Annotated in this window: 19 protein-coding genes and 2 pseudogenes; 14 read left to right on the forward strand and 7 right to left on the reverse strand. The window is 61.1% G+C overall.

Annotated features, from left to right (window positions below; translation table 11 throughout):
• The first annotated feature begins 79 nt into the window (after positions 1-79).
• Positions 80-412 (forward strand): ComEA family DNA-binding protein, encoded by a 333-nt coding sequence (locus tag K0H47_RS10075; RefSeq protein ID WP_177026777.1) that lies wholly within the window; start codon positions 80-82, stop codon positions 410-412.
• A 27-nt stretch (positions 413-439) separates the two neighbouring features.
• On the opposite strand, the gene K0H47_RS10080 is transcribed toward K0H47_RS10075, so the two are convergent.
• Complete coding sequence (locus tag K0H47_RS10080; protein WP_177026776.1) at positions 440-1,018, reverse strand: TetR/AcrR family transcriptional regulator; 579 nt, start codon at positions 1,016-1,018, stop codon at positions 440-442.
• Positions 1,019-1,160: 142 nt separating this feature from the next.
• Here K0H47_RS10080 and K0H47_RS10085 point away from each other — a divergent pair, with 142 nt between their 5' ends.
• Both K0H47_RS10085 and K0H47_RS10090 read left to right on the forward strand, forming a co-directional pair.
• Positions 1,161-1,793 carry a GntR family transcriptional regulator gene (locus tag K0H47_RS10085; protein WP_177026775.1) on the forward strand — a complete coding sequence of 211 codons (633 nt, stop codon included), beginning with the start codon at positions 1,161-1,163 and terminating at the stop codon, positions 1,791-1,793.
• Positions 1,794-1,807: 14 nt separating this feature from the next.
• Positions 1,808-2,656, forward strand: a pseudogene (locus K0H47_RS10090) (urea carboxylase-associated family protein).
• Positions 2,657-2,661: 5 nt separating this feature from the next.
• Here the strand turns inward: K0H47_RS10090 and K0H47_RS10095 are convergent.
• Together K0H47_RS10095 and eat are read right to left on the reverse strand one after the other, a co-directional pair.
• Complete coding sequence (locus K0H47_RS10095; protein WP_177026774.1) at positions 2,662-2,829, reverse strand: DUF2897 family protein; 168 nt, start codon at positions 2,827-2,829, stop codon at positions 2,662-2,664.
• A gap of 109 nt (positions 2,830-2,938) precedes the next feature.
• Positions 2,939-4,303: an ethanolamine permease gene (gene eat, locus K0H47_RS10100; RefSeq protein WP_219272486.1), complete on the reverse strand. Its 1,365-nt coding sequence runs from the start codon at positions 4,301-4,303 to the stop codon at positions 2,939-2,941.
• Positions 4,304-4,647: 344 nt separating this feature from the next.
• Between eat and kdpF the strand changes: the two genes are divergently transcribed.
• The 6 genes from kdpF to K0H47_RS10130 all read left to right on the forward strand — a co-directional run bounded on the left by kdpF (position 4,648) and on the right by K0H47_RS10130 (position 12,652).
• Positions 4,648-4,737 carry a K(+)-transporting ATPase subunit F gene (kdpF, locus tag K0H47_RS10105; protein ID WP_003218754.1) on the forward strand — a complete coding sequence of 30 codons (90 nt, stop codon included), beginning with the start codon at positions 4,648-4,650 and terminating at the stop codon, positions 4,735-4,737.
• 9 nt (positions 4,738-4,746) lie between these two features.
• On the forward strand, positions 4,747-6,444 hold the full coding sequence (gene kdpA, locus K0H47_RS10110) for a potassium-transporting ATPase subunit KdpA (RefSeq protein ID WP_218263410.1): 1,698 nt from the start codon (positions 4,747-4,749) through the stop codon (positions 6,442-6,444).
• 24 nt (positions 6,445-6,468) lie between these two features.
• Positions 6,469-8,526, forward strand: coding sequence for a potassium-transporting ATPase subunit KdpB (gene kdpB / locus K0H47_RS10115; protein WP_219272488.1), 2,058 nt, complete (start codon positions 6,469-6,471; stop codon positions 8,524-8,526).
• 67 nt (positions 8,527-8,593) lie between these two features.
• On the forward strand, positions 8,594-9,139 hold the full coding sequence (gene kdpC / locus K0H47_RS10120; protein WP_017477346.1) for a potassium-transporting ATPase subunit KdpC: 546 nt from the start codon (positions 8,594-8,596) through the stop codon (positions 9,137-9,139).
• Positions 9,140-9,267: 128 nt separating this feature from the next.
• Complete coding sequence (locus K0H47_RS10125) at positions 9,268-11,919, forward strand: sensor histidine kinase KdpD (protein ID WP_219272489.1); 2,652 nt, start codon at positions 9,268-9,270, stop codon at positions 11,917-11,919.
• Between the two features lie 37 nt (positions 11,920-11,956).
• Positions 11,957-12,652, forward strand: a complete 696-nt coding sequence (locus tag K0H47_RS10130) for a response regulator (protein WP_003218747.1) — start codon at positions 11,957-11,959, stop codon at positions 12,650-12,652.
• A gap of 130 nt (positions 12,653-12,782) precedes the next feature.
• Here the strand turns inward: K0H47_RS10130 and K0H47_RS10135 are convergent, their stop codons facing one another.
• Positions 12,783-13,820 (reverse strand): patatin-like phospholipase family protein, encoded by a 1,038-nt coding sequence (locus K0H47_RS10135; protein ID WP_063032122.1) that lies wholly within the window; start codon positions 13,818-13,820, stop codon positions 12,783-12,785.
• Positions 13,821-14,037: 217 nt separating this feature from the next.
• On the opposite strand from K0H47_RS10135, the gene K0H47_RS10140 reads away from it, so the two are divergent.
• From K0H47_RS10140 to K0H47_RS10150, 3 genes are all read left to right on the forward strand, one after another.
• Entirely contained in the window at positions 14,038-14,316 is a 279-nt protein-coding gene (locus K0H47_RS10140; protein ID WP_017477350.1) for a hypothetical protein, read from the forward strand.
• Positions 14,317-14,405: 89 nt separating this feature from the next.
• On the forward strand, positions 14,406-15,170 hold the full coding sequence (locus K0H47_RS10145) for a CHAD domain-containing protein (protein ID WP_177069668.1): 765 nt from the start codon (positions 14,406-14,408) through the stop codon (positions 15,168-15,170).
• Between the two features lie 101 nt (positions 15,171-15,271).
• Complete coding sequence (locus tag K0H47_RS10150; RefSeq protein WP_219272491.1) at positions 15,272-16,069, forward strand: acyl-CoA thioesterase II; 798 nt, start codon at positions 15,272-15,274, stop codon at positions 16,067-16,069.
• Between the two features lie 19 nt (positions 16,070-16,088).
• Here K0H47_RS10150 and K0H47_RS10155 read toward each other — a convergent pair.
• From K0H47_RS10155 to K0H47_RS10165, 3 genes and pseudogenes are all read right to left on the reverse strand, one after another.
• Positions 16,089-16,346 (reverse strand): annotated as a pseudogene (locus tag K0H47_RS10155) (terminase); the annotation flags it as partial.
• 108 nt (positions 16,347-16,454) lie between these two features.
• A complete protein-coding gene (locus K0H47_RS10160) occupies positions 16,455-17,936 on the reverse strand; it encodes a methyl-accepting chemotaxis protein (RefSeq protein WP_063032116.1) in 1,482 nt (493 codons plus the stop codon).
• A gap of 96 nt (positions 17,937-18,032) precedes the next feature.
• A complete protein-coding gene (locus K0H47_RS10165) occupies positions 18,033-18,839 on the reverse strand; it encodes a TatD family hydrolase (RefSeq protein WP_003218739.1) in 807 nt (268 codons plus the stop codon).
• Positions 18,840-19,077: 238 nt separating this feature from the next.
• Between K0H47_RS10165 and K0H47_RS10170 the strand changes: the two genes are divergently transcribed.
• Both K0H47_RS10170 and K0H47_RS10175 read left to right on the forward strand, forming a co-directional pair.
• On the forward strand, positions 19,078-20,499 hold the full coding sequence (locus tag K0H47_RS10170; RefSeq protein WP_063032114.1) for a transglycosylase SLT domain-containing protein: 1,422 nt from the start codon (positions 19,078-19,080) through the stop codon (positions 20,497-20,499).
• Between the two features lie 104 nt (positions 20,500-20,603).
• Positions 20,604-21,038, forward strand: coding sequence for a DoxX family protein (locus tag K0H47_RS10175; protein WP_063032112.1), 435 nt, complete (start codon positions 20,604-20,606; stop codon positions 21,036-21,038).
• The last annotated feature ends 106 nt before the right edge of the window (positions 21,039-21,144 follow it).

Raw genomic sequence — 21,144 nt, forward strand, 5'->3', positions numbered from 1 at the left:
TCTCGCTCAACATCATCTAAGTTTGGGAAGCAGCTCTGGAAAAGCTGCTTTTCCTTCATTGATGTTATGGAGCGTCACTATGCATAAAACGTGTTTCTCATCCGTTGCTTTTGCTGTTCTTGCCTGTATCTCGCTGGCTACCACCGCTGCACCCAGTGCCAAAACTGAGGCCCCGGCCCCGATTGCGGCTCAAATGACCAAGGTCGAGCAATCCGCCAAGGTCAATCTCAACGCAGCCGACGCCGAAACCTTGCGTCGAGACTTGTTCGGTATTGGTGCCGCCAAAGCCCAAGCGATCATCGCCTACCGTGAAAGTAATGGCCCTTTCACTGCGGTGGATGAGTTGTTGGAGGTGAAGGGTATCGGCAAGGCGCTGCTGGAGAAAAACCGCGACAGGTTGATCATCAACTGATGACGCGAGAATAGCCAAGAGGGCCGGTCATTGACCGGCCTTTTTATCTTCTGAAACCTGCGCTTTCAAATGGGTGCTCACCACATCGATGATACGTGTCGCCAACTCCGTACTTTGGACACTCCTTGCCAGTACCAGTGCTCCCACGAGTGTCGACATGATTACCAGGCTTTGCTCATCGGCATTCACGCTTCCCAGGGCTGTCTCGATCTGCGTTAACCGCGTCCCAAGCACTGCATCAGTAGTAGGACTTTGCTGTCCCCTCAGGCCCAGTTCCGAACACATGGTCGGTAGCGGGCAGCCCACGCCTGGCGAAGTCAGGTGCCATTCAGACAAGTAGCTGTCTATAAATGCGCCCAGCGGTTGCTCTTGCCTGAACAACATTTCGCAATGTGCATCCAGTTGGGCGGCGGCGGCCAGCAGAGCCTTTTCCACCAACTCATCCTTGGATTTGAAATGCGCATAAAAGCCGCCATGCGTCAGGTTCAGTGCCTTCATTAGTGTCTGAAGGCCGGAGGCGCCGATACCATCGCGACGAAAGCGCATGGACGCTTCTTTGATGATGCGTTGGTGCGTTTGGGCTTTATGGTCTGATGAGTAACGCATGGGGCTGCCTCGTGGACGAGCCCGTATGTTAACGGAGTCGAGCACTTTTACCCATCAAGGGCAACCAACAGCATTGGCATGAAAAGTGATCAAATTCAGTTCAGTGATTGTTCAACAATCGTGAGGTAGTAATGACGCTCAGTTGTCTATAGCCGATCACATTGCCTTGGAGCTACGTGCCGACATCATTGGCGGGCGGCTGTTACCGGGCATGGTGCTGGTCGAGGTGGATCTGGTCAAGGCCTATAACGCATCGCGAAATACCATCCGCGAAGCGTTGCACCGTTTGGGCCAGGAAGGGCTTTCCCGCTATGTAGTTAACAAAGGCGTGATGGTTCGTCGGCTTGAGCGCGACGACGTCCGTGACTTGTTCGTCGTACGCCGCACCCTGGAGTTGCAGGCTATCGCTCAAAGTGGCGATTTGACAGAACGATCAGCCGCATGCATGCAAAACGCCATCGAGGCAACCTCGCTGGCCCGTGAGCGTGAGGACTGGCGCGCCGTGGCAACTCACAGTCTGGTGTTTCATCTGCATATTGTTGGATTGTTGCGCAGCCCGTTACTTGATGAGTTTTTCGCCCAGGTGATTGCTCAGTTACGCCTGGTGTTTTGCGGCGCGCCTGATGAGCAACGTTTCCAGTCGCCGTGGTTGGAGCGTGATCGCGAGATGTACGCGTTGCTGGGCTACGCTGACAAGCGCGCGGCACAGGAGGCGATGAGCCTCTATCTGCACGACTCTGAGCGCCTGTCCCTGGCTTTGTTTGATCACCCTTGATGGAGGATTCGCTGATGTACAAAGACTACCCCCCCGCTTACCAAGTCAGCAAAGGTAAGGCGTTGCAAGTCGACACGGCGTTCTACGAACGCATTCGCGATCGTGCTGATCAATGCACGTTGATCGAACAGTTCGAGGCGCCGATTAGTACAGGCAGGGCGTGGAAAGTGCCTGCTGGGCATGTGTTCCGTGTCACAACTCCTGTTGGCCCACAAGTCGGCGACTTCAACGTGTGGAGCGCCGATGATCCGCGTGAGCGCCTGTGGGCGGCGCGCACGCGGCAACTGCAAGGCGCAGATGTCAGCATGCGGACCGGCTGTGGTCGAACCTGCCATTCCTGTGACCTTTGGTGCCTATTACTGATGACAGCCTGGCTGGCTACGGCATCGATGAGCACGGCGGGCGCCTGCACGATTTACTCGGCACGTGCTGCGATCCTTATGTAAACCGCAGGCTGACCGGCGAAGACTTTCATCATCACTGTCACTCGAACCTGACCCGCGCCGTGCTGCCTCACGACCTGACCGAATTCGACGTGCATGAAGTGCTGAATATTTTTTGGTGCACCGGCCTTAATCACGACGACATGTATTTCATGAAGGCTTGCCCGGCACAGAAGGGCGACTATCTGGAGTTTTTTGCAGAGATTGATTTGCTGTGCGCACTGTCGACATGCCCCGGTGTGGATTTGTCGCTGCCGATGTGGGGGCCTGACGCACAAGACCCTCTGACGGTATGTCGCCCGGTTAGGCGTTGAGATCTATCGCTTGGAGGATGAATTGCTGAGTGGCTCGAGCCAGCCTGAGCGTGCTGCCTACAAGGGGCAGCACGGTCTACACATTGCCAAGGCGGATTGGGAATAATGCGGTTAGCGATCCTGCGCATCCTTGGCATCCGCTTGGGCATTTCGCTCTGCCACGCGCTTGCGTTGTTCATCGGTCATTTCAACCTTGTTGGCGCTGTCTCGCAGCATCAGCAAACCACCGACGATCGAACCGATCGCGACCACTAATATCAACCAGGCATACCACGGCATAGGGCTCTCCTTGAGGCAGCAAACCGTGGGGATTTCCCCACGGTAATAGCTGCTTTGAGTTACGGGCTTTCTTAGTAGTTCATTGTAGGCCCGTTCTGCCCCGGTAACCTTAAAGCCCGGTCAACATCGCATCTGCCGGCGCATCGGCGCGGTCTTGCGCGGTCAGTTGGAAGTACACGAACCCCACTACCATGAAGCCCAGGAAGATCAGGCCGATCAGCGTGTTGAACCACGCCATCGCCACCAGGCACACCACGGCCAGTACCAGCGCGATCCCCGGCACGATGGGATAACCCGGTGCGCGGAAGGTGCGTTCCAGCAGCGGCTCGGTTTTGCGCAGTTTGAACAGGCTGAGCATGCTCATGATGTACATGACGATGGCGCCGAACACGGCCATGGTGATCATTGCTGCAGTCAGGGTCATGCCACCCAGGTTGATCAGTCCGTCGCTGTAGATGGCGGCGATACCAACGATGCCGCCAGCGATGATTGCCCGGTGCGGCGTCTGAAAGCGCGACAGTTTGGCCAGGAAAGAGGGCAGGTAGCCCGCGCGGGCCAGGGCGAAGAATTGGCGGGAGTAACCGAGGATGATTCCGTGGAAGCTGGCCACCAGGCCGAACAGGCCGATCCATACCAGCATGTGCAGCCAGCCCGAGCTGTCGCCGACTACGGTTTTCATCGCTTGAGGTAGCGGATCGTTGATGTTCGACAGGGTGCGCCAGTCGCCGACGCCGCCGGCAAAGAACATCACGCCCATCGCCAGGATTACCAAGGTGAGGATGCCGCTGATGTAGGCCTTTGGAATGGTGCGCTTGGGATCTTTCGCTTCTTCGGCGGCCATGGCGGCGCCTTCGATGGCGAGGAAGAACCAGATGGCAAATGGAATCGCCGCAAACATTCCGGCAATCGCCGGCGCGCCGAAGGTGTCGGAGCCGGCCCAGCCATTCAGGGCGAAGTGGCTGAAGCTGAAAGCGGGAGCGACCACACCCATGAACACCAGCAGTTCGGCGACGGCGAGCACGCATACGACCAGTTCAAAGGTCGCCGCCAGCTTCACGCCAAGAATGTTCAAGCCCATGAACACAATGTAGGCCCCGACGGCCGCGTGTTTCGGGTCGAGGGCCGGGAACTGCACATTCAGGTAGGCGCCGATGGCCAAGGCGATAGCGGGCGGGGCGAACACGAATTCAATCAGCGTTGCCAGCCCGGCAATCAATCCGCCTTTTTCGCCAAATGCCCGGCGGCTGTAGGCAAACGGGCCGCCGGCGTGAGGAATCGCGGTAGTCAGTTCGGTGAAGCTGAATATAAAGCAGGTGTACATGGCGGCGACCATCAATGAGGTCACCAGGAAGCCCAGTGTCCCTGCCACGCCCCAGCCGTAGCTCCAGCCGAAGTACTCTCCGGAAATCACCAGTCCGACGGCGATGCCCCACAAATGCAGGGTGCCCAAGGTGGGTTTGAGTTGTGTGTTCATCGTGTAGCGCTCCCTGAACGGTTTGGAATGTTTCAGGGCATTGCAGCGGACATGCCATTCATCAATGCCATGTCGTAAAGGCGCCGAACTGTCGCCGAGGGGACGGTTTGGCGTTTGAATCATTTCAAGCGCTGCACCAGATGAGGGCGTTGGTGTCTGGTCTGACGCTATCGCGGGCAAGCCCGGCTCCCACATTTGAAGTGCATACCCCCTGTAAACCCCGCATAAACTCACTCTTTACGCCGTCTTTACGCCCCACCCATACCGTCGCTCTCGTTCCTTTACGCCACTCCTGCGGACAATCCTCCTACACGCGGCAGTCGCCGCACGACGGAGAAACTTCCATGAGCGTTCTGGACGGGGTGTCACTGCTGTTGGCTGTGGCGCTGTTCATTTATCTGCTGGTTGCGCTGTTACGCGCGGATCGGAACTAGGAGCAGGCTATGCACAGTTATGACTATTGGCTGATCATCGCCTTCTTTGCCTTGGTGCTGATTCCGGCACCGGCCCTGGGGCGGTTCTACTACAAGGTAATGGAAGGGCAGCGAACCTGGCTCACGCCGGTGTTCGGTCCGGTCGAGCGCGTTTGTTATCGCCTCTCGGGTGTCGATGCAGATCAGGAACAGAGCTGGCAGAAATATGCGCTGGCGTTGCTGGCGTTCAACCTGGCCGGTTTCGTGCTGCTGTTCGCGATCCTGCTGTTCCAGGACTATCTGCCGCTGAACCCGCAGAAATTGCCGGGTCAGGAATGGACCCTGGCGTTCAACACCGCCATCAGTTTCATGACCAACACCAACTGGCAGAACTACAGTGGTGAAGCGTCCCTGAGCTACCTCAGCCAGATGGCTGGCCTCACCGTACAGAACTTCGTCAGTGCGGCCACCGGTCTCGCCGTCCTGGTCGCGTTGTGCCGTGGGATCGGTCGCAAATCCACCAAGACCTTGGGCAACTTCTGGGTCGACATGACCCGCGCCACCCTCTACGGCCTGTTGCCGTTGTGCCTGGTGCTCGCGTTGTTCCTGGTGTGGCAGGGTGTGCCTCAAACCTTCGCTCATTACGTGAACGCTGTGACCCTGCAGGGCGTTGACCAGGTGATCCCGCTGGGCCCGGCCGCCAGCCAGATTGCGATCAAGCAATTGGGCACCAACGGCGGTGGTTTCTTCGGTGTCAACTCGGCGCATCCATTTGAAGACCCGACCGCCTGGGCCAACCTGTTTGAGCTGGGCGCAATCATCCTGATCCCGGTCGCGCTGGTGTTCACCTTTGGCCACTACGTGAAAGACCTGCGTCAGAGCCGGGCGATCCTCGGTTGCATGCTGGCCTTGTTCATCATCGGTGGTGCGACTGCGATGTGGGCCGAGTACCAGCCCAACCCGGCGCTGAACAACCCGGCGGTTGAACAGGCCGCGCCGCAGGAAGGTAAAGAAGCGCGCTTCGGCACCACCGGTACCGTGTTGTGGTCGGTGGCCACCACCGCCGCGTCCAACGGTTCGGTCAACGGCATGCAAGACAGCCTCAATCCCCTGAGCGGGATGGTCTCGCTGGTCAACATGATGGTCGGCGAGGTGATCTTCGGCGGCGTCGGTGCCGGCATGTACGGCATGTTGCTTAACGTGTTGATCGCGGTATTCCTCGCCGGCTTGATGATTGGCCGTACACCGGAATACCTCGGCAAGAAACTCCAGGCCAAGGAAGTGCAATTGCTGGTCGTGACCTTGCTGGTGATGCCGGTCGGCACCCTGGTGCTGGGCGCCATCGCCGCCAGTCTGCCAGGCCCGGCCGGTGCCATCAGTAACCCTGGCCCCCACGGTTTCAGCCAGTTGCTGTACGCCTACACCTCGGCCAGTGCCAACAACGGTTCGGCGTTCGGCGGCTTCAGTGCCAACACCACGTTCCACAACCTGATGTTGAGCCTGTCGATGTTGCTGGGTCGCTTCGGTTACATCCTCCCGGTACTGGCCCTGGCCGGCAGCCTGGCGATGAAGAAGACCGCACCGATTGGCCAGAACAGCTTCCCGACCCACGGCCCGCTGTTTGTGACCCTGTTGACCGTGACCATTTTGCTGGTGGGCGGCCTGACCTTCCTGCCGACGCTGGCACTTGGGCCTATCGCTGAACATTTGAGCATGGCTGCTTTTTAAATGAAGAGCCTAGGGGATATGAAAATGAACTTGCCTGCAAAAAACGCGGCTCCGGTGAAAACCCAGGAGCCGGCCAAGACCGCAATGTCGGCCCTGTGGCGCCCGGCGCTGGTCCAGGCGTTCGTCAAGCTGGACCCGCGCCAGCTGCAACGTTCGCCGGTGATGCTGGTGGTCGAACTGACCGCTATCCTCACCACCATCCTGTGCTTCGTGCCGGATGTTGCCGTACCGACCTACGTCGCCGTGCAAATCGCCGTGTGGCTGTGGTTCACCGTGCTGTTCGCCAACTTCGCCGAAGCCTTGGCTGAAGGTCGCGGCAAAGCCCGTGCCGACAGCCTCAAGGCGGGCAGCGAGGGCCTCAGCGCCCGCCGCAAGGAAACCGACGGCAGCTTCAAAGTCGTGCCGGCCACCAGCTTGCGTAAAGGCGATGTGGTACGTGTGGTCGCCGGGGAAATGATCCCGGGTGACGGCGAAGTCATCGAAGGTATTGCCGCGGTCAACGAAGCGGCCATCACCGGTGAATCGGCCCCGGTCATCCGTGAATCCGGCGGCGACCGCTCGGCCGTCACCGGCAACACCCGCCTGGTCTCGGACTGGTTGATGATCCGCATCACCGCCAACCCGGGTGAGTCGACCCTGGACCGCATGATTGCCCTGGTGGAAGGCGCCAAACGCCAGAAAACCCCCAACGAAATCGCGTTGGATATCCTGCTGATCGGCCTGACGCTGATCTTCCTGCTGGTGGTGGTGACCCTGCAGCCGTTCGCCCACTTCGCCAATGGCAACCTGCCGCTGGTGTTCCTGGTGGCGCTGTTGGTCACGCTGATTCCGACCACCATCGGCGGCCTGTTGTCGGCCATCGGTATTGCCGGTATGGACCGCCTGGTGCGCCTCAACGTGATCGCCAAATCCGGTCGCGCCGTGGAAGCGGCGGGGGACGTGCACGTACTGCTGCTGGACAAGACCGGCACCATCACCTTTGGTAACCGTCGCTGCACCAACGTGATCGCCGCGCCCGGTGTCAGCGGCAAGGAACTGGCCGAAGGCGCGCTGCTGGCGTCCCTGGCGGACGACACGGCCGAGGGTAAATCCATCGTCGAATACCTGCGCGGCCTGCACCCGCAAGCCGAGCCGTCGACGGATGAGTTGACCTCGGTACCGTTCAGCGCCGAAACCCGCTTGTCCGGCGTCGACTACCAGGACCGTGTGTTCCGCAAAGGCGCCGTGGATTCGCTGCTGGCCTTTATCGGCCTGCAACGCCGCGACCTGCAACCGGCGCTGTCCCGGGAAATCGACAAGATCGCACAGAGCGGCGGCACGCCTTTGCTGGTGTGTGCCGACGGCAAATTGCTCGGCGCGATTCACCTCAAGGACGTGGTCAAGCCTGGCATTCGTGAACGTTTCGCCGAGTTGCGCAAGCTGGGGATCCGCACCGTGATGGTGACTGGTGACAACCCGCTGACCGCTGCTGCGATTGCCGCTGAAGCCGGTGTGGATGACGTACTCGCCGAAGCGACTCCAGAGAAAAAGCTGGCGCGTATTCGTCACGAACAGAATGACGGTCGCCTGGTTGCGATGTGCGGTGACGGCGCCAACGACGCCCCGGCGCTGGCCCAGGCGGACGTCGGCATGGCAATGAACGACGGCACTCAAGCTGCCCGTGAAGCGGCCAATATGGTCGACCTCGACAGCGACCCGACCAAGCTGCTGGACGTGGTGCAGATCGGCAAGGAATTGCTGGTAACCCGCGGTGCGCTGACGACGTTCTCTATCGCCAACGACGTGGCCAAATACTTCGCGATCCTGCCGGCGCTGTTCGCCTCGATCTACCCGCAACTGGGTGTGCTCAACGTGATGCACCTGCAAAGCCCGCAGAGCGCGATCCTTTCGGCCATCGTGTTCAACGCCCTGATCATCGTGGTGCTGATCCCGCTGGCACTGCGCGGTGTGCGTGTGCAGGCGGCGAGTGCGGCGGCGTTGCTGCGTCGCAACCTGCTGATCTACGGCCTGGGCGGGATTGTGGTGCCGTTCGTGGGCATCAAGGCGATCGACATGCTGTTGACCGCGCTGCACCTGGTTTGACTCGATGCCCGCAGGTACCGGCAAACCGGTGCCTGCAGGTTGCAATAACTGAATTGAGGAATTTGAAATGTCCAACATAATCCGCCCGGCCCTGAGCCTGCTGGTGTTGATGACCCTGATCACCGGCGTGGCTTATCCCCTGGTTGTTACCGGCGTGGCGCAAGTCGCATTCCCCGACCAAGCCAACGGCAGCCTGGTACACGATGCCAGCGGCAAGGTTCGCGGTTCGAGCCTGATCGCCCAGGATTTCACCGGTGACGGCTGGTTCCACCCGCGGCCATCTGCCGGTGCGTTTGCTACGGTTTCCAGCAGCGCCAGCAACCTCGGCCCAAGCAACCCAGCGCTGGCCACTCGTGTATTTGACGATGCCAAGAAACTGCTGGTGCCAGACCAGGGCCCAGTGCCGATGGCATTGCTGACTACCTCCGGCAGCGGTCTTGATCCACACTTGCCACCGCAGGCGATTGCCTATCAACTGGCCCGGGTAGCCGCCGCACGTAATCTGCCGGTGGCCACCCTGGAGCGTTTGATGGACGAGCACATCGAAAGCCCGTTGGTGGGGCCGCCGGTGGTGAACGTGCTGGCGCTGAATATGGCCCTGGAAAAACTGTAAGCCGTGGCGCCGCCAATCGCGGGCAAGCCCGGCTCCCACAGGGAAATGCACTCCAATGTGGGAGCCGGGCTTGCCCGCGATGACGGCATCACAATCTCCACATCAACACCTGAAGGAAGACCGCCCGCATGAGCGACTCCGGCCGCGCCGATGCCCTGTTAGCCGATCTACCCCGGGACGGCCGTGGCCGGCTCAAAGTCTTCCTCGGCGCCGCGCCCGGCGTGGGCAAGACCTACGCCATGCTCCAGGCCGCTCACACCCAGCTGCGCCAGGGCGTGCGGCTGATCGCCGGCGTGGTGGAAACCCACGGCCGCGCCGAGACCGAAGCCTTGCTCAGCGGCCTGCCACAACAGCCGCTGCTGCGCTCCGAATACCGCGGCGTGATGCTGGAGGAAATGGACCTCGACGGCCTGCTCGCCGCCAAGCCCAAACTGGTGCTGGTGGACGAACTGGCCCACAGCAACGCCCCCGGCAGCCGCCACGAAAAGCGCTGGCAAGACATTCAGGAATTGCTCTCTGCCGGCATCAACGTATTCACCACAGTCAACGTCCAGCATCTGGAAAGCCTCAACGACCAGGTGCGCGGCATCACCGGCGTGCAAGTGCGCGAGACCTTGCCTGACTGGGTCTTGCAGGAAGCCGATGAGCTGCTGCTGATCGACCTGCCATCGCGCGAATTGCTGGAGCGTCTGCGTGACGGCAAGGTCTACGTGCCGGAACAGGCCCGTGCCGCCATCGATGCGTTCTTCACCCAGACCAACCTCATGGCCTTGCGCGAGCTGGCGATGCAAACCGCTGCGGCCCACGTCGACGATGACCTGGCCCAGGGTTATCGCCAGTTGGGCCAGGCGGCACCGGCTGTGCGTGGCCGGTTGCTGGTGGGTGTGGACGGCGATGCCCAGGCCGAACGCCTGGTGCGTCATGCCAGCCGTGTGGCCCAGCGTCGGCATTTGCCGTGGAGCCTGGTGCATGTGGATAACGGCCGGGTGCGGGATGAACAATCGCGCCTGCGCCTGCAAAACGCCCAGCAACTGGCCGAGCGTCTTGGTGGTGAAGTGGTGTTGCTACGGGCGGGGGAGGTGGCGAAGACACTGATCCAGCACGCCGCCGAGCGTCGTGCCAGCTTGATCCTGGTGGGGCAATCCCGGCCGCGTTGGCATCGCACCGTGTTTGGGGGTGGCTTGGCCTCACGCTTGCTGCGCAATGCCCGGGGCCTGGAAATCAACGTCCTCGACAGCGACGAAGTGCCGGCTCCGCCACGCCTGCCGGATGTGCGTGGGCTGGTGTGGTTTGACTATGCCCTGGCCGTGGTCGCGACGGTCATCGCCGCTGCCGTGGCGTGGGGAGTATCGAGCGTTCTGCCGTTGCCCAATATCTCGCTGGTGTTCCTCGCGGCGGTATTGCTGGTGGCGGTGCGCAGCAGCCTGGGCCCGGCGCTGGCCACGGCGGCACTCTCGTTTTTGACCTACGACTTCCTGTTTATCCCGCCTAGTTTTTCCTTTGCGATCCAGCGTGAAGAGGACGTGCTGACGCTGTTGTTCTTCCTGCTGATGGCCGCGCTCACCGGCAACCTGGCCGCGCGCCAGCGTCGGCAGTTGCAGGCGTTGCGTGACACCCAGGAAGAAACCAGCGAGCTGCTCGACCTGTCCCGCAAGCTCACCGCCGCTACCGATCGGCAGGCGGTGATCAGTGCCGCCGCGCATCATCTGGAAGGCTGGAGTGACCTGCAATTGTGCCTGCTCAACCGTGATGGTCAGGGCGACTGGAAGGTCGAGACAGGTGGCCCAATTACCTTTACCGAAGCCGAGCGCGCCGCCGCCGATTGGGCCTGGCAGCACGATCAACCGGCCGGCATGGGCACCGGCACCTTGCCGTTCGGGCGCTGGTGGTGGTGGCCGTTGTCCGGTGAAGAAGGCCCGTTGGGCCTGCTGGGTGTCAGCCCAAAACCTGGGCTCGAATTGAGCGGCCAACGCCGTCGTCTGCTCACCGCCTTGAGCCAGCCATTGGCCCAGGCCCTGGCCCGTGCGCAGCTCGGCCAGGAACTGGAAGCGGCACGTCTGCACGGCGAAACCGAGCAATTGCGCAGCGCCTTGCTGGCTTCCGTGTCTCACGATTTGCGCACACCGCTGACCTCCATGCGTGGCAGCATTGACAGCCTGCTGGCCCTCGGCGAGGCGATTCCCCTGGAAGATCGCCGGGAATTGCTGGAAGGTACCCGTGATGAAGCCGAGCGCCTGGATCGCTACATCCAGAACCTGCTGGACATGACCCGCCTGGGCCACGGCGCCCTGAAGCTGGCGCGGGATTGGGTCTCGCCCGGCGACATCGTCGGCAGCTCCCTGGGCCGTTTGCGTGCGGTGCTGGCGCCGCTGCAAGTGACCACCGACGTGCCGCCCGAACTACCGTTGTTGTATGTGCATGCGGCCTTGATCGAGCAGGCGCTGGTCAACGTACTGGAAAACGCTGCACGCTTCTCACCGCCCCAAGGCCGCCTGCAACTCAGTGCTGGCGCGCAGGGTAATCAATTGTTCTTTGCCGTTGCCGATGAAGGTCCGGGTATTCCCGAGGCGGAGCGCGCGAAGATTTTCGACATGTTCTACACCGCCGCCCGCGGCGACCGGGGCGGGCAGGGTACCGGTCTCGGCCTGGCGATCTGCCAGGGCATGGTCGGTGCGCACGGCGGGCATATCAGCGTGGCCGACGGCATCGAAGGCCGCGGCACCTGCATCACTTTATTTCTGCCATTGCAGGCCCAGCCTGGCCTGGAAAGCGAACCTTGAGCTACCCTCTTTTTTTCACGGATTTTGATTGGACACCATGAGCCAGACTGCGACGATTTTGGTCATTGACGACGAACCGCAGATCCGCAAGTTCTTGCGTATCAGCCTGGCCTCCCAGGGCTACAAAGTGATCGAGGCCGGCACCGGCAACGAAGGCCTGGCCCAGGCCGCCTTGAGTAAACCGGACTTGCTGGTGCTCGACCTCGGCCTGCCGGACATGGACGGCCAGCAGGTGCTGCGCGAGTTTCGTGAATGGTCCACGGTGCCGGTGCTGGTGCTGTCGGTGCGAGCCAGTGAAGTGCAAAAGGTCGAGGCGCTGGATAACGGCGCCAATGACTATGTGACCAAGCCGTTTGGCATCCAGGAGTTTCTTGCGCGGGTACGGGCATTGTTGCGCCAGGCGCCGGCGGGGGAGGCCCAGGAAGCGGCACTGCGGTTTGGCCCGCTGACGGTAGACCTGGCTTATCGGCGGGTGCTGCTGGACGGTGTCGAAGTGGCGCTGACCCGCAAGGAATATGCAGTGCTGGCGCAACTGGCGCGGCATCCCGGGCGGGTGATTACCCAGCAGCAACTGCTCAAGGATATCTGGGGCCCGACCCATACCGAAGACAGCCATTACCTACGGATTGTGGTGGGCCATCTGCGCCAGAAACTGGCAGATGATCCGACTCAGCCACGGTTTATCGTGACTGAGGCCGGGGTGGGCTATCGGTTGTTGAACACCGAGGCCTGAAGCGTTAGCTCAACCTGTGGCGAGGGGAGCTTGCTCCCGCTGGGCTGCGCAGCAGCCCCAAAATCCTGGGAGCGCTTCGCACTCCAACGGGAGCAAGCTCCCTCGCCACAAACGCTCGGTTCATAAATACTCAGTGTTGCTCACTCTCATACCGATCCAGCGTATCGCTCGCGATCTCCCGCCCCAGCGCGATCAACTCCGGCGCTTTGTAAAACTCGAAAAACCGGCACACCCGCTTCGGCACGTTGATCAGAATATCCGGCGGGTACCCGGCGATCTTGTACTGCGCCAATGACGTCTGCATCACCTCGAAGCTCTGGTTGATCAAATCCAGCAGCGACGCGGGTCCCACGTTATCGATGATGAACGAGCCGGTCGCCGACTTTGGCGCCCCGGCCTTTTCCGGTGCCGCCGCCGGTTGTTGCGCCTCGGGTTCGGCAGAGTCCAGCCACGGGTTGATATCGGCGGCCTGGGCCAGCAGCGCTTCCTGTTCCAGCATCAACAACTGCTCGGCCTGCTTGCGCCGAAACGGCAAGTGCGAACCCAGTGAACGCACCAGGTTATCGAAGCGGCTCCTGAACGCCGGCGGACGCTGGATCACTGGAAGCTTGTACTGCTTCTGGTTGGTAGAGTTGAGGTTGACCGCAATGATCAGGTCGCAATGGCTGGACACGACCGGCACGATCGGCAGCGGGTTCAGCAGGCCGCCGTCCACCAGCATGCGGTTGCCCTGCATCACCGGGGTGAACAGGCTGGGAATTGCCGCCGAAGCGCGCATGGCCTGGTGCAGGCAGCCTTCCTGGAACCAGATTTCCTGCTGGTTGGTGAGGTCGGTGGCCACGGCGGTGTAGGGGATGCGCAGGTCTTCGATATTGATCTCGCCGACGATCTTGCGGATCTGCCCGAACACCTTTTCGCCACGAATCGCCCCCAGGCGAAAGCTCACGTCGACCAGTCGCAGTACGTCCAGGTAATCGAGGCTTTCGATCCAGTTTCGGTACTCGTCCAGCTTGCCCGCAGCATAGATCCCACCCACCACCGCACCCATGGAACAGCCGGCGATGCAGGCGATGTCATAGCCGCGTTTTTCGATTTCCTCTATCACGCCGATATGGGCGTAGCCCCGAGCGCCACCGGAGCCCAGCACCAATGCAACACGTTTCTTCATGACCTGATCCTTCGCAAAACAGGTGCCCACAATGCACCCATCGAGGGTCGGGCTTCAATCATCACGGTCACAACCGAATATTTTCGCGAGCGAGCCATTGGGCTCGGGTATGCTCTGGCAATCGGCACTGCGGATTCAGGCAGTCGGATAAGGCACTTTTCGGTGTAGGCAACGTCTACACCTGTGACTGTTTTTTCTTTTCTTGAGGTGTCATTTGATGAAAGCCTGGATGTGTGTACCTGTGATCGTGTTGGCCCTGGCCGGTTGTGCCGGGAAAACTGCTTATCGCGACAGCTGCGGCACGCAACTGGACGCTGCGTGGCACGAACTGGACCTGGCCAAGGCCGAAGGTTTTGCCGGTACTGTGAGTTACTCCAAGGCTCTGTCGTTGTTGACTGGCGCCAAGACCCAGCAGCAGTTCGAAGCCTTTGAAGGTTGCTCGGAAAAGGCCGAGAAAGCGCGTTTCTATATTCGTGAGTCGCGCGCAGGACGTTGATCCTGATCAGGGTGCCAAGGAAAGGTAGTCGATAGTGTTGTGTGGCGTTTGCCCAAGCAGGCGCCCGATCTTCAACAGGGGAAACAGGCATGGCAGCGTTGGTCGATCAGTTAGTCGCTCAGGTCATCGGCCTGGAAGTAGGGTTACTGAGCTGCCAGGCGCGCCTCGCCGCCGTCACGGACGACGAGGCCCTGCACGATCTGCGCACCACGGTGCGGCGCTTGCGCAGCCTGTTGCGGCCATTGCGCGGGTTGCCCGGTGTCGAGCAGCTCGAACAGGCCGCCAGTGGCGTGGGCCAACTGACCACGCCGTTTCGCGACCGTGAAGTGTTGGCGGCGTACCTCCACCAGCATGGCCATCACGAAGCAGCTGAGCGGCGTATGCGGCAGCAGCCAGCCACCTACCGCTCGGTGGCGCAAGGGCCGGAGCTGGCGCAACTGCTGTTGATCCTCGAAGCATTCCCCCGCTTTATCCGCGCATCCCAACGGCAGAAATTGCTCAAGGGTTTGCGCACCCGCATTGAAAAACGCCTGGCCAAGCAATGGAAAAAACTCGGCGAAGCGTTGCACGATCCCAACCATGACCGCCATCGCCTGCGCCTGTTGATCAAGCGTGTGCGTTATGCGGCCGAGGCTTATCCCGAGCTGGATAAGCTGCCCCCCAAAGCGGTGTCCCGTCTCAAGGCCGCCCAAGGCGCCCTCGGCGATTGGCACGACTGCTGGCAATGGCTGGCGCAAGCCGGGCACGAACCTGATTTGCAGCCGTGCGTATCCGGCTGGCACCGCACCATGGCCGAGGCTGAAGGGCAGGCGGACCGTGTGTTGGATAAACTGAGCGCCGACTGCTTCGCTTGAACCTGCGGCCTTTCTGTCCGGACTTTTGGCTGGAATAGGTGCTGTGCGGCGCAGGCCGGGTGGTTAAGATCCCTCAATCCTTTCTTCAAGTTGAGATCGCCATGCGCTTTAGTGATTTGCTCGACGCTGTCCGCAACCACCCGCTGGACGTTTCGATCCCGGCCGAATGGGCCCAGGGCCGTGCCACGTTCGGCGGCCTGGTCGTGGCGTTGGAGTACGAGGCCCTGCGTGCGCAGGTCCCGGCGGATCGCCCGTTGCGTTCGCTGGCGATTACCTTTGTCGGCCCCGTGGCGCCGGATGTGCCTGCCCGCTACGAAGTCGAAGTGCTGCGCGAAGGCAAGGCTGTCAGCCAGTTGCTGGGCCGTGTGGTGCAGAACGGTGAAACGATGACCCTGGTGCAGGCCAGTTTTGGCGCGTCGCGGCCGTCGCAAATCGACGTCGCCGCTGAACCCGCGCCCACCTTCAAACACTGGGATGAGTGCCAGGAGCTGCCCTACGTCAAAGGGGTGACACCGGAATTCATGCGGCACCTGGCGATGCGTTGGAGCGTCGGCGGGCTGCCATTTACCGGTAATAAATCCCGTGAGATGGGCGGCTGGGTGCGCTTGCGTGGCGACGTGAAAGAAGAGCCCCTGACCGAAGCGCATATCCTCGCGCTGGTCGACGCATGGCCACCTTCGGTATTACCGCACCTGACCCAACCAGCACCGGGCAGCACCCTGACCTGGACCATCGAATTCGTCCAGCCGTTGCAAACCCTCAGCACCCTGGACTGGTGTCAATACCGGGTCCACATCGAGCATGCCCGCGACGGCTACGGCCATGCGGCTGCGCAGCTGTGGAGCCCCGACGGCCAGTTGATTGCTATCAGTCGCCAGTCGGTGGTGGTGTTCGCCTGAGCCCTCAGACCAACAGGTGTTGATCGTCGGAGGCATCGCTGGTGCGTGCCTCCAGGCTGCGACCGTGATGCTGCAATGCCAGCGCGGCCACAATGCTGACAACCCCGATAGCGACGCTCGCCAGGTTCTCGCTGAACACTCCGGACACCATCAGCAGAAAGCCGATCACCAGCAGCGGCAGCGCCAGCAGCTGCAACACTTGATTGGTCGCGTGCTGATGATTCTGCGGGTGAGTACGCCATTGCCAGGCGGGGAGATTTGGATGACGTTTGCCCATGATCGTGATTCCTCTGTCCGTTGAAACATCTTGAACAGAGTGTAGGACGGGCAGGGCGGGGCGGCGAATCAAGGATGGCTATGGAGGCCATAGCCATCCCTTCAGTGTTTACAGCTTCAATTGTCCGATGGCCTTGCTCAGTTCTCCGGCCAGGGTCGCCAGCTCATTGCTGGTGGTCGCCGAGTCCACGGTTTGTTGCACGGTGTTCTCGGTGACGTCACGGATGCTCACCACCGCCCGATTCATTTCCTCGGCCACATGGCTTTGCTGTTCGGCCGCCACGGCAATCTGCGTATTGCTCTCACGCATCTGCGCCACGGCGCCGGTGATTTCGGCGAGAGCAATCCCGGCCTCTTGCGCCTGTTGCACACAGTCGTCGGCCTTGAACGAGCTTTCCTGCATAAAATCCACCGCGTCCCGGGTGCCGGCTTGCAGGGCGGACACCATGCGGGTGATTTCATCGGTGGAGCTTTGCACCCGCTTGGCCAGGTTGCGTACTTCGTCGGCAACCACGGCAAAGCCCCGGCCCATTTCGCCGGCGCGGGCGGCTTCAATGGCGGCGTTGAGGGCAAGCAGGTTGGTCTGTTCGGCGATGCTGTGAATCACCCCGACCACGCTGTTGATTTTCTGGCTGTCCTCGGCCAGTTTCTGGATCATTTCGGCGGTCTGCTGCACACCCGTGGACAGCCCGGCAATCGAGCGCTGTACCCGGCTGACCACTTCCTGGCCGCTGCCGGCGAGGGTGTCGGCAGTCTGGGACAGGTCGCGGGTGGCGCCGGCGTGCTGGGCGATGTGGTAGACGGTGGCGGTCATCTCGTTGATTGCAGTCGCGGCCTGGTCGGTTTCGCTTTGCTGGCCGAGCATGCCGTGTTGCACCTCGTTCATGCTGCTGGCCAGGCGTGCGGCGCCGTCGTCCAGTTGCTTGGCGGTCCGCGCGACGGTGTTGACCACTCGCTGATAACCCGCCTGCATCGCGTTAAAGGCACTGGCCATCTGCCCGACCTCGTCTTTACAAGCCAAGGGCACGCGGGCTGAGAGGTCGCCGGTTTTTTCGACGTGCAGCATCACGTCTTTCAAGGTATTGAGCTGGCTGAGCAGAAAGCGGATCAGCAGCTGTGAGGCGCCGAGCATGGCCAGCATCAGAATCATCACCGCTACGGCGTAGTTGGCGAAACGGTCTTCGAAGACTTGGCTCAAGCTGGGTCCGTAGGCCAGCACGGCGACCTGCTGACCGTCGGCGCGGCTGATCACTTCGGCGCCCATCAGCGGGTTTTCGCCGAACAACGGCATGTGATTGAAGTCCACCCAGCCACTGGCGGTGGCCAGGGCTGACAGATCCTCGTCGCCCAGTTGTGGGACTTTGCCCTTGGCATAGGTCAGCCAGTGCTCGCCCTTGGGCAGCGGTTGGCCGGCGGGCCAGGCACTGAGCAAGCGCGCCTGGGCTTGCGCCGAAGCCTGGGAGGCTTGGCTGCGGGCCTGTTGTTCGAGCTGCACGGCGTACAGCACCAGCAACAGGGTGGTGATGAAGGCGACCGCGTTCACGGCCCAGAACTTGTACTTCAGTGAGATGTTGCTAAGCCAGGCACCCATGGAAGGTTTTCTCTGATAGCGGAAACAGCATTGGCAAGGTGCCATTATTGTGCCGCTATCGGCCCGGCAGGTTTTGATATGGGTCAATGCGCCGCGTCAATCCGGCACAGGCAATCCAAAAAAGGCGCGGGCGCAGGCTGTGCTGTGTTGCGCCAGGTCTTCCACGGTTTCTTCACGGTGCAGGGCGACTTCCCGCAGGACTTCCGGCAAATAGGCGGGTTCGTTGCGACCGTTTTTGGGCTTGGGCCGCAAGGTGCGGGGCAGCAGGTAGGGCGCGTCGCTTTCCAGCATCAGACGACCACGGGGAATTTCCCTGACCAGCGGATGCAGGTGCGTCCCACGGCGCTCGTCGCAGATCCAGCCGGTGATGCCGATGTGCAGGTCCAGGTCGAGGTAGCTGAACAGCGCGCGCTGCTCGCCGGTGAAGCAGTGCACCACGGCGGCTGACAGGTGATCACGGTAGTCCCGCAGGATTTCCAACAGGCGCTGGTTGGCGTCACGCTCATGAAGAAAAACCGGGAGTTTCAGTTCCACGGCCAGGGCCAGGTGTTCTTCAAGGACTTTTTCCTGCTGAGGGCGCGGCGAGAAATCCCGGTTGAAGTCCAGCCCGCATTCACCCACCGCCCGTACCCGGCTTTCCTTGAGCAGACCGCGCAGGCGCCTGGCGCTCTCGGCGTTCCAGTCACTGGCGGAGTGGGGGTGGATACCGGCGGTGGCGAACAGGCGTTGGCCGCTTTCGTCCAACTGCTGGCACAGTTCCAGGGCCTGTTCACTGCCGTCAACACTGGTGCCGGTGAGCACCAATTGGCTCACCCCGGCGGCGTAGGCGCGGTCGAGAACGGCCTGGTGCTTTTCGTCGAAACTTGGGTTCGTCAGGTTGACGCCGATATCAATGAGTTGCATGGTGCTACCTCCGCCTGCGGTCGGAAAGCATATCAGAGCTGTAGATTTATAAGAAAAGCCAAGAACTACAACGAGTTAAAGCTGTCTTTGAAAGTCGCAAGTAACACTGTGTTTGGTTTGTCGCCATCTGCCGTGCCACCCTTGCGCCCAAAGCCTGCGCTCATGGCGCTCTGTTTCTGTCCCCCAACGCCTCGTTTTTCGCGAAGCAATGGGCAGTATTCTTTCTTCCGGAGAGCGGATGATCCGACCCTCGGCGTTGCTTATGTTGTGCCTGACGTTACTGCTGCCCATGGCCGCGGTTGCGCGTCTGGACGGGCCGCTGGAAGTCACCAAGCCCGGCAAGGTCCGTGACCTCGCGCAGATCCGCAGCAGCCGCACCTTGCGAGTGCTGGTCAACCAGAGCCGTAACAGTTCCGGCGAAGTCCAGGGCCAGGCCATCGGTGTTGAATACCACCGCCTGCGTGCTTTCGAGCAATACCTCAACGGCCACGCCCGTGACGGTGAGGAGATCAGCCTCAAGATTATTCCCAAGGCCAAGGACCAATTGATCGGCGCGTTGGCGCGCGGTGAGGGTGACCTGGTGGCCCCCGGCGAATTACTGGATATGAAGGCCGCTCACAAGATTGCCACCAGTGACCCGATTGCCAGCGACGTGCCGCTGTGGCTGGTAGGGCTCAAGGGTGAGCGGCGGTTTACCAAACTCGAGCAATTGTCCGGGCGCACGCTGGCCTTGACCACCGGCAGCGCTGCGTCGGACGCGATCAACCAGGTCAACCAGAAGCTGGCGCTGCACAAGTTGCCGCCGGTGAAGGTGGAGTGGGTCGACCCCAGCCTGGCGGTGGAAGACGTGCTGGAGATGGTCCAGGCCGGGATTTTCCACCTGACCATTGTCGAGCGACCGATTGCCGAGCGCTGGGCGAAGATCCTGCCCAAGCTGCGGTTTGACCGGCAGGTAGCCATCAGTGAGCCGGGCGAAGAATATTGGTTTGTGCGCCAGGATGCTTCGATGCTGCGGGCCAGCATTGATCGTTTCCTCAAGACTTACCACACGCCGTCCGATCAGGACGTGGCGTTCCAGCGCATCTATCGCCGCCTGTACCAGGTGCGTTATCCATTGGCCCGTGCTGACCGCCAGCGCCTGGAAAAACTGCGTCCCGTGCTGCAAAAGCATGCCCGAGAACAAGGCATGGACTGGCTGAACCTGGCCGCGTTGGCGTTCAAGGAATCGGCCCTCGATCCCGGCGCCCGGAGCAGCGGCGGCCCCACCGGGTTGATGCAGATCACCCCGTCGGCGGCCCAGCGGGTTGGGGTCAATAACATCGAAAGCCTGGACAGCAATGTGCAGGCCGGCGCGCGGTACCTGGCGATGATCCGGCGCAAGTTTTTCTCAAGCCCCAAGCTCAACGAGCGCGAGCGCATGGCGTTTGTGCTGGCGGCCTACAACATGGGGCCGGAGCGGGTCCAGGGAATGCGTGCCGAAGCGCGGCGGCGGGGACTTAACCCAAACCAATGGTTTTTCCAGGTTGAGCGCATTGCCATGGAGCAGGTGGGAATGAGCGGTGTCAGCTATGTTAATAGCGTGAACAAGTATTACCTGGCGTTTGATCGGGAACGGGAGTCGTTGGAGCCGGCAGCGCCGCGAGTTGCGTCACGGAAATAATCTATTAAATCGATGGTTATTAGCCGTTTTATCGGCTTTTATCATTACTTAAACTGATTAATATAGCGGCCAACCCAACCCCTACATCGAAAAGGATTATCAGCATGAGCCCATTGATCACCCGCATCCTCTCCACCCGCGCTGGCTATGGCCTGACGATCCTGAGGATTTTTGTCGGGATCATCTTCGCCGCCCACGGTTCGCAGAAACTCTTTGGATGGTTTGGCGGTGGTGGCCTGGCGGGCACTGCCCAGTGGATGGAAAGTATTGGCCTGGCCCCAGGTACCCTGATGGCGGTTCTGTCCGGCGGTACTGAGTTCTTCGCCGGTCTGGCGCTGATCATTGGCTTGCTGGCGCGTCCTGCGGCTCTGGGCTTGTCGATCATCTCCCTGGTGGCGATTTTCTCGGTGCATATCCATAACGGTTTGTTCATGGCCAACAACGGTTACGAGTTCGCCCTGGCGTTGCTGGGCGGTACGCTGGCGGTGTTGTTGGAGGGGGCTGGCAAATTGTCTGCCGACCGCGCCATCACTCACTGATACCGCGAATCTCCCTTTAAAGGCCCGCCTTGTGCGTAATGCTGTTCACTTAAGCATTTGAGCCCACGCTGGGCTTCCTAGAAAATCCGATACCAGACCTCTGGCA

The organism is Pseudomonas sp. Xaverov 83 (assembly GCF_019352905.1).
In the GTDB taxonomy this organism is placed as follows: Bacteria; Pseudomonadota; Gammaproteobacteria; order Pseudomonadales; family Pseudomonadaceae; genus Aquipseudomonas; species Aquipseudomonas yamanorum.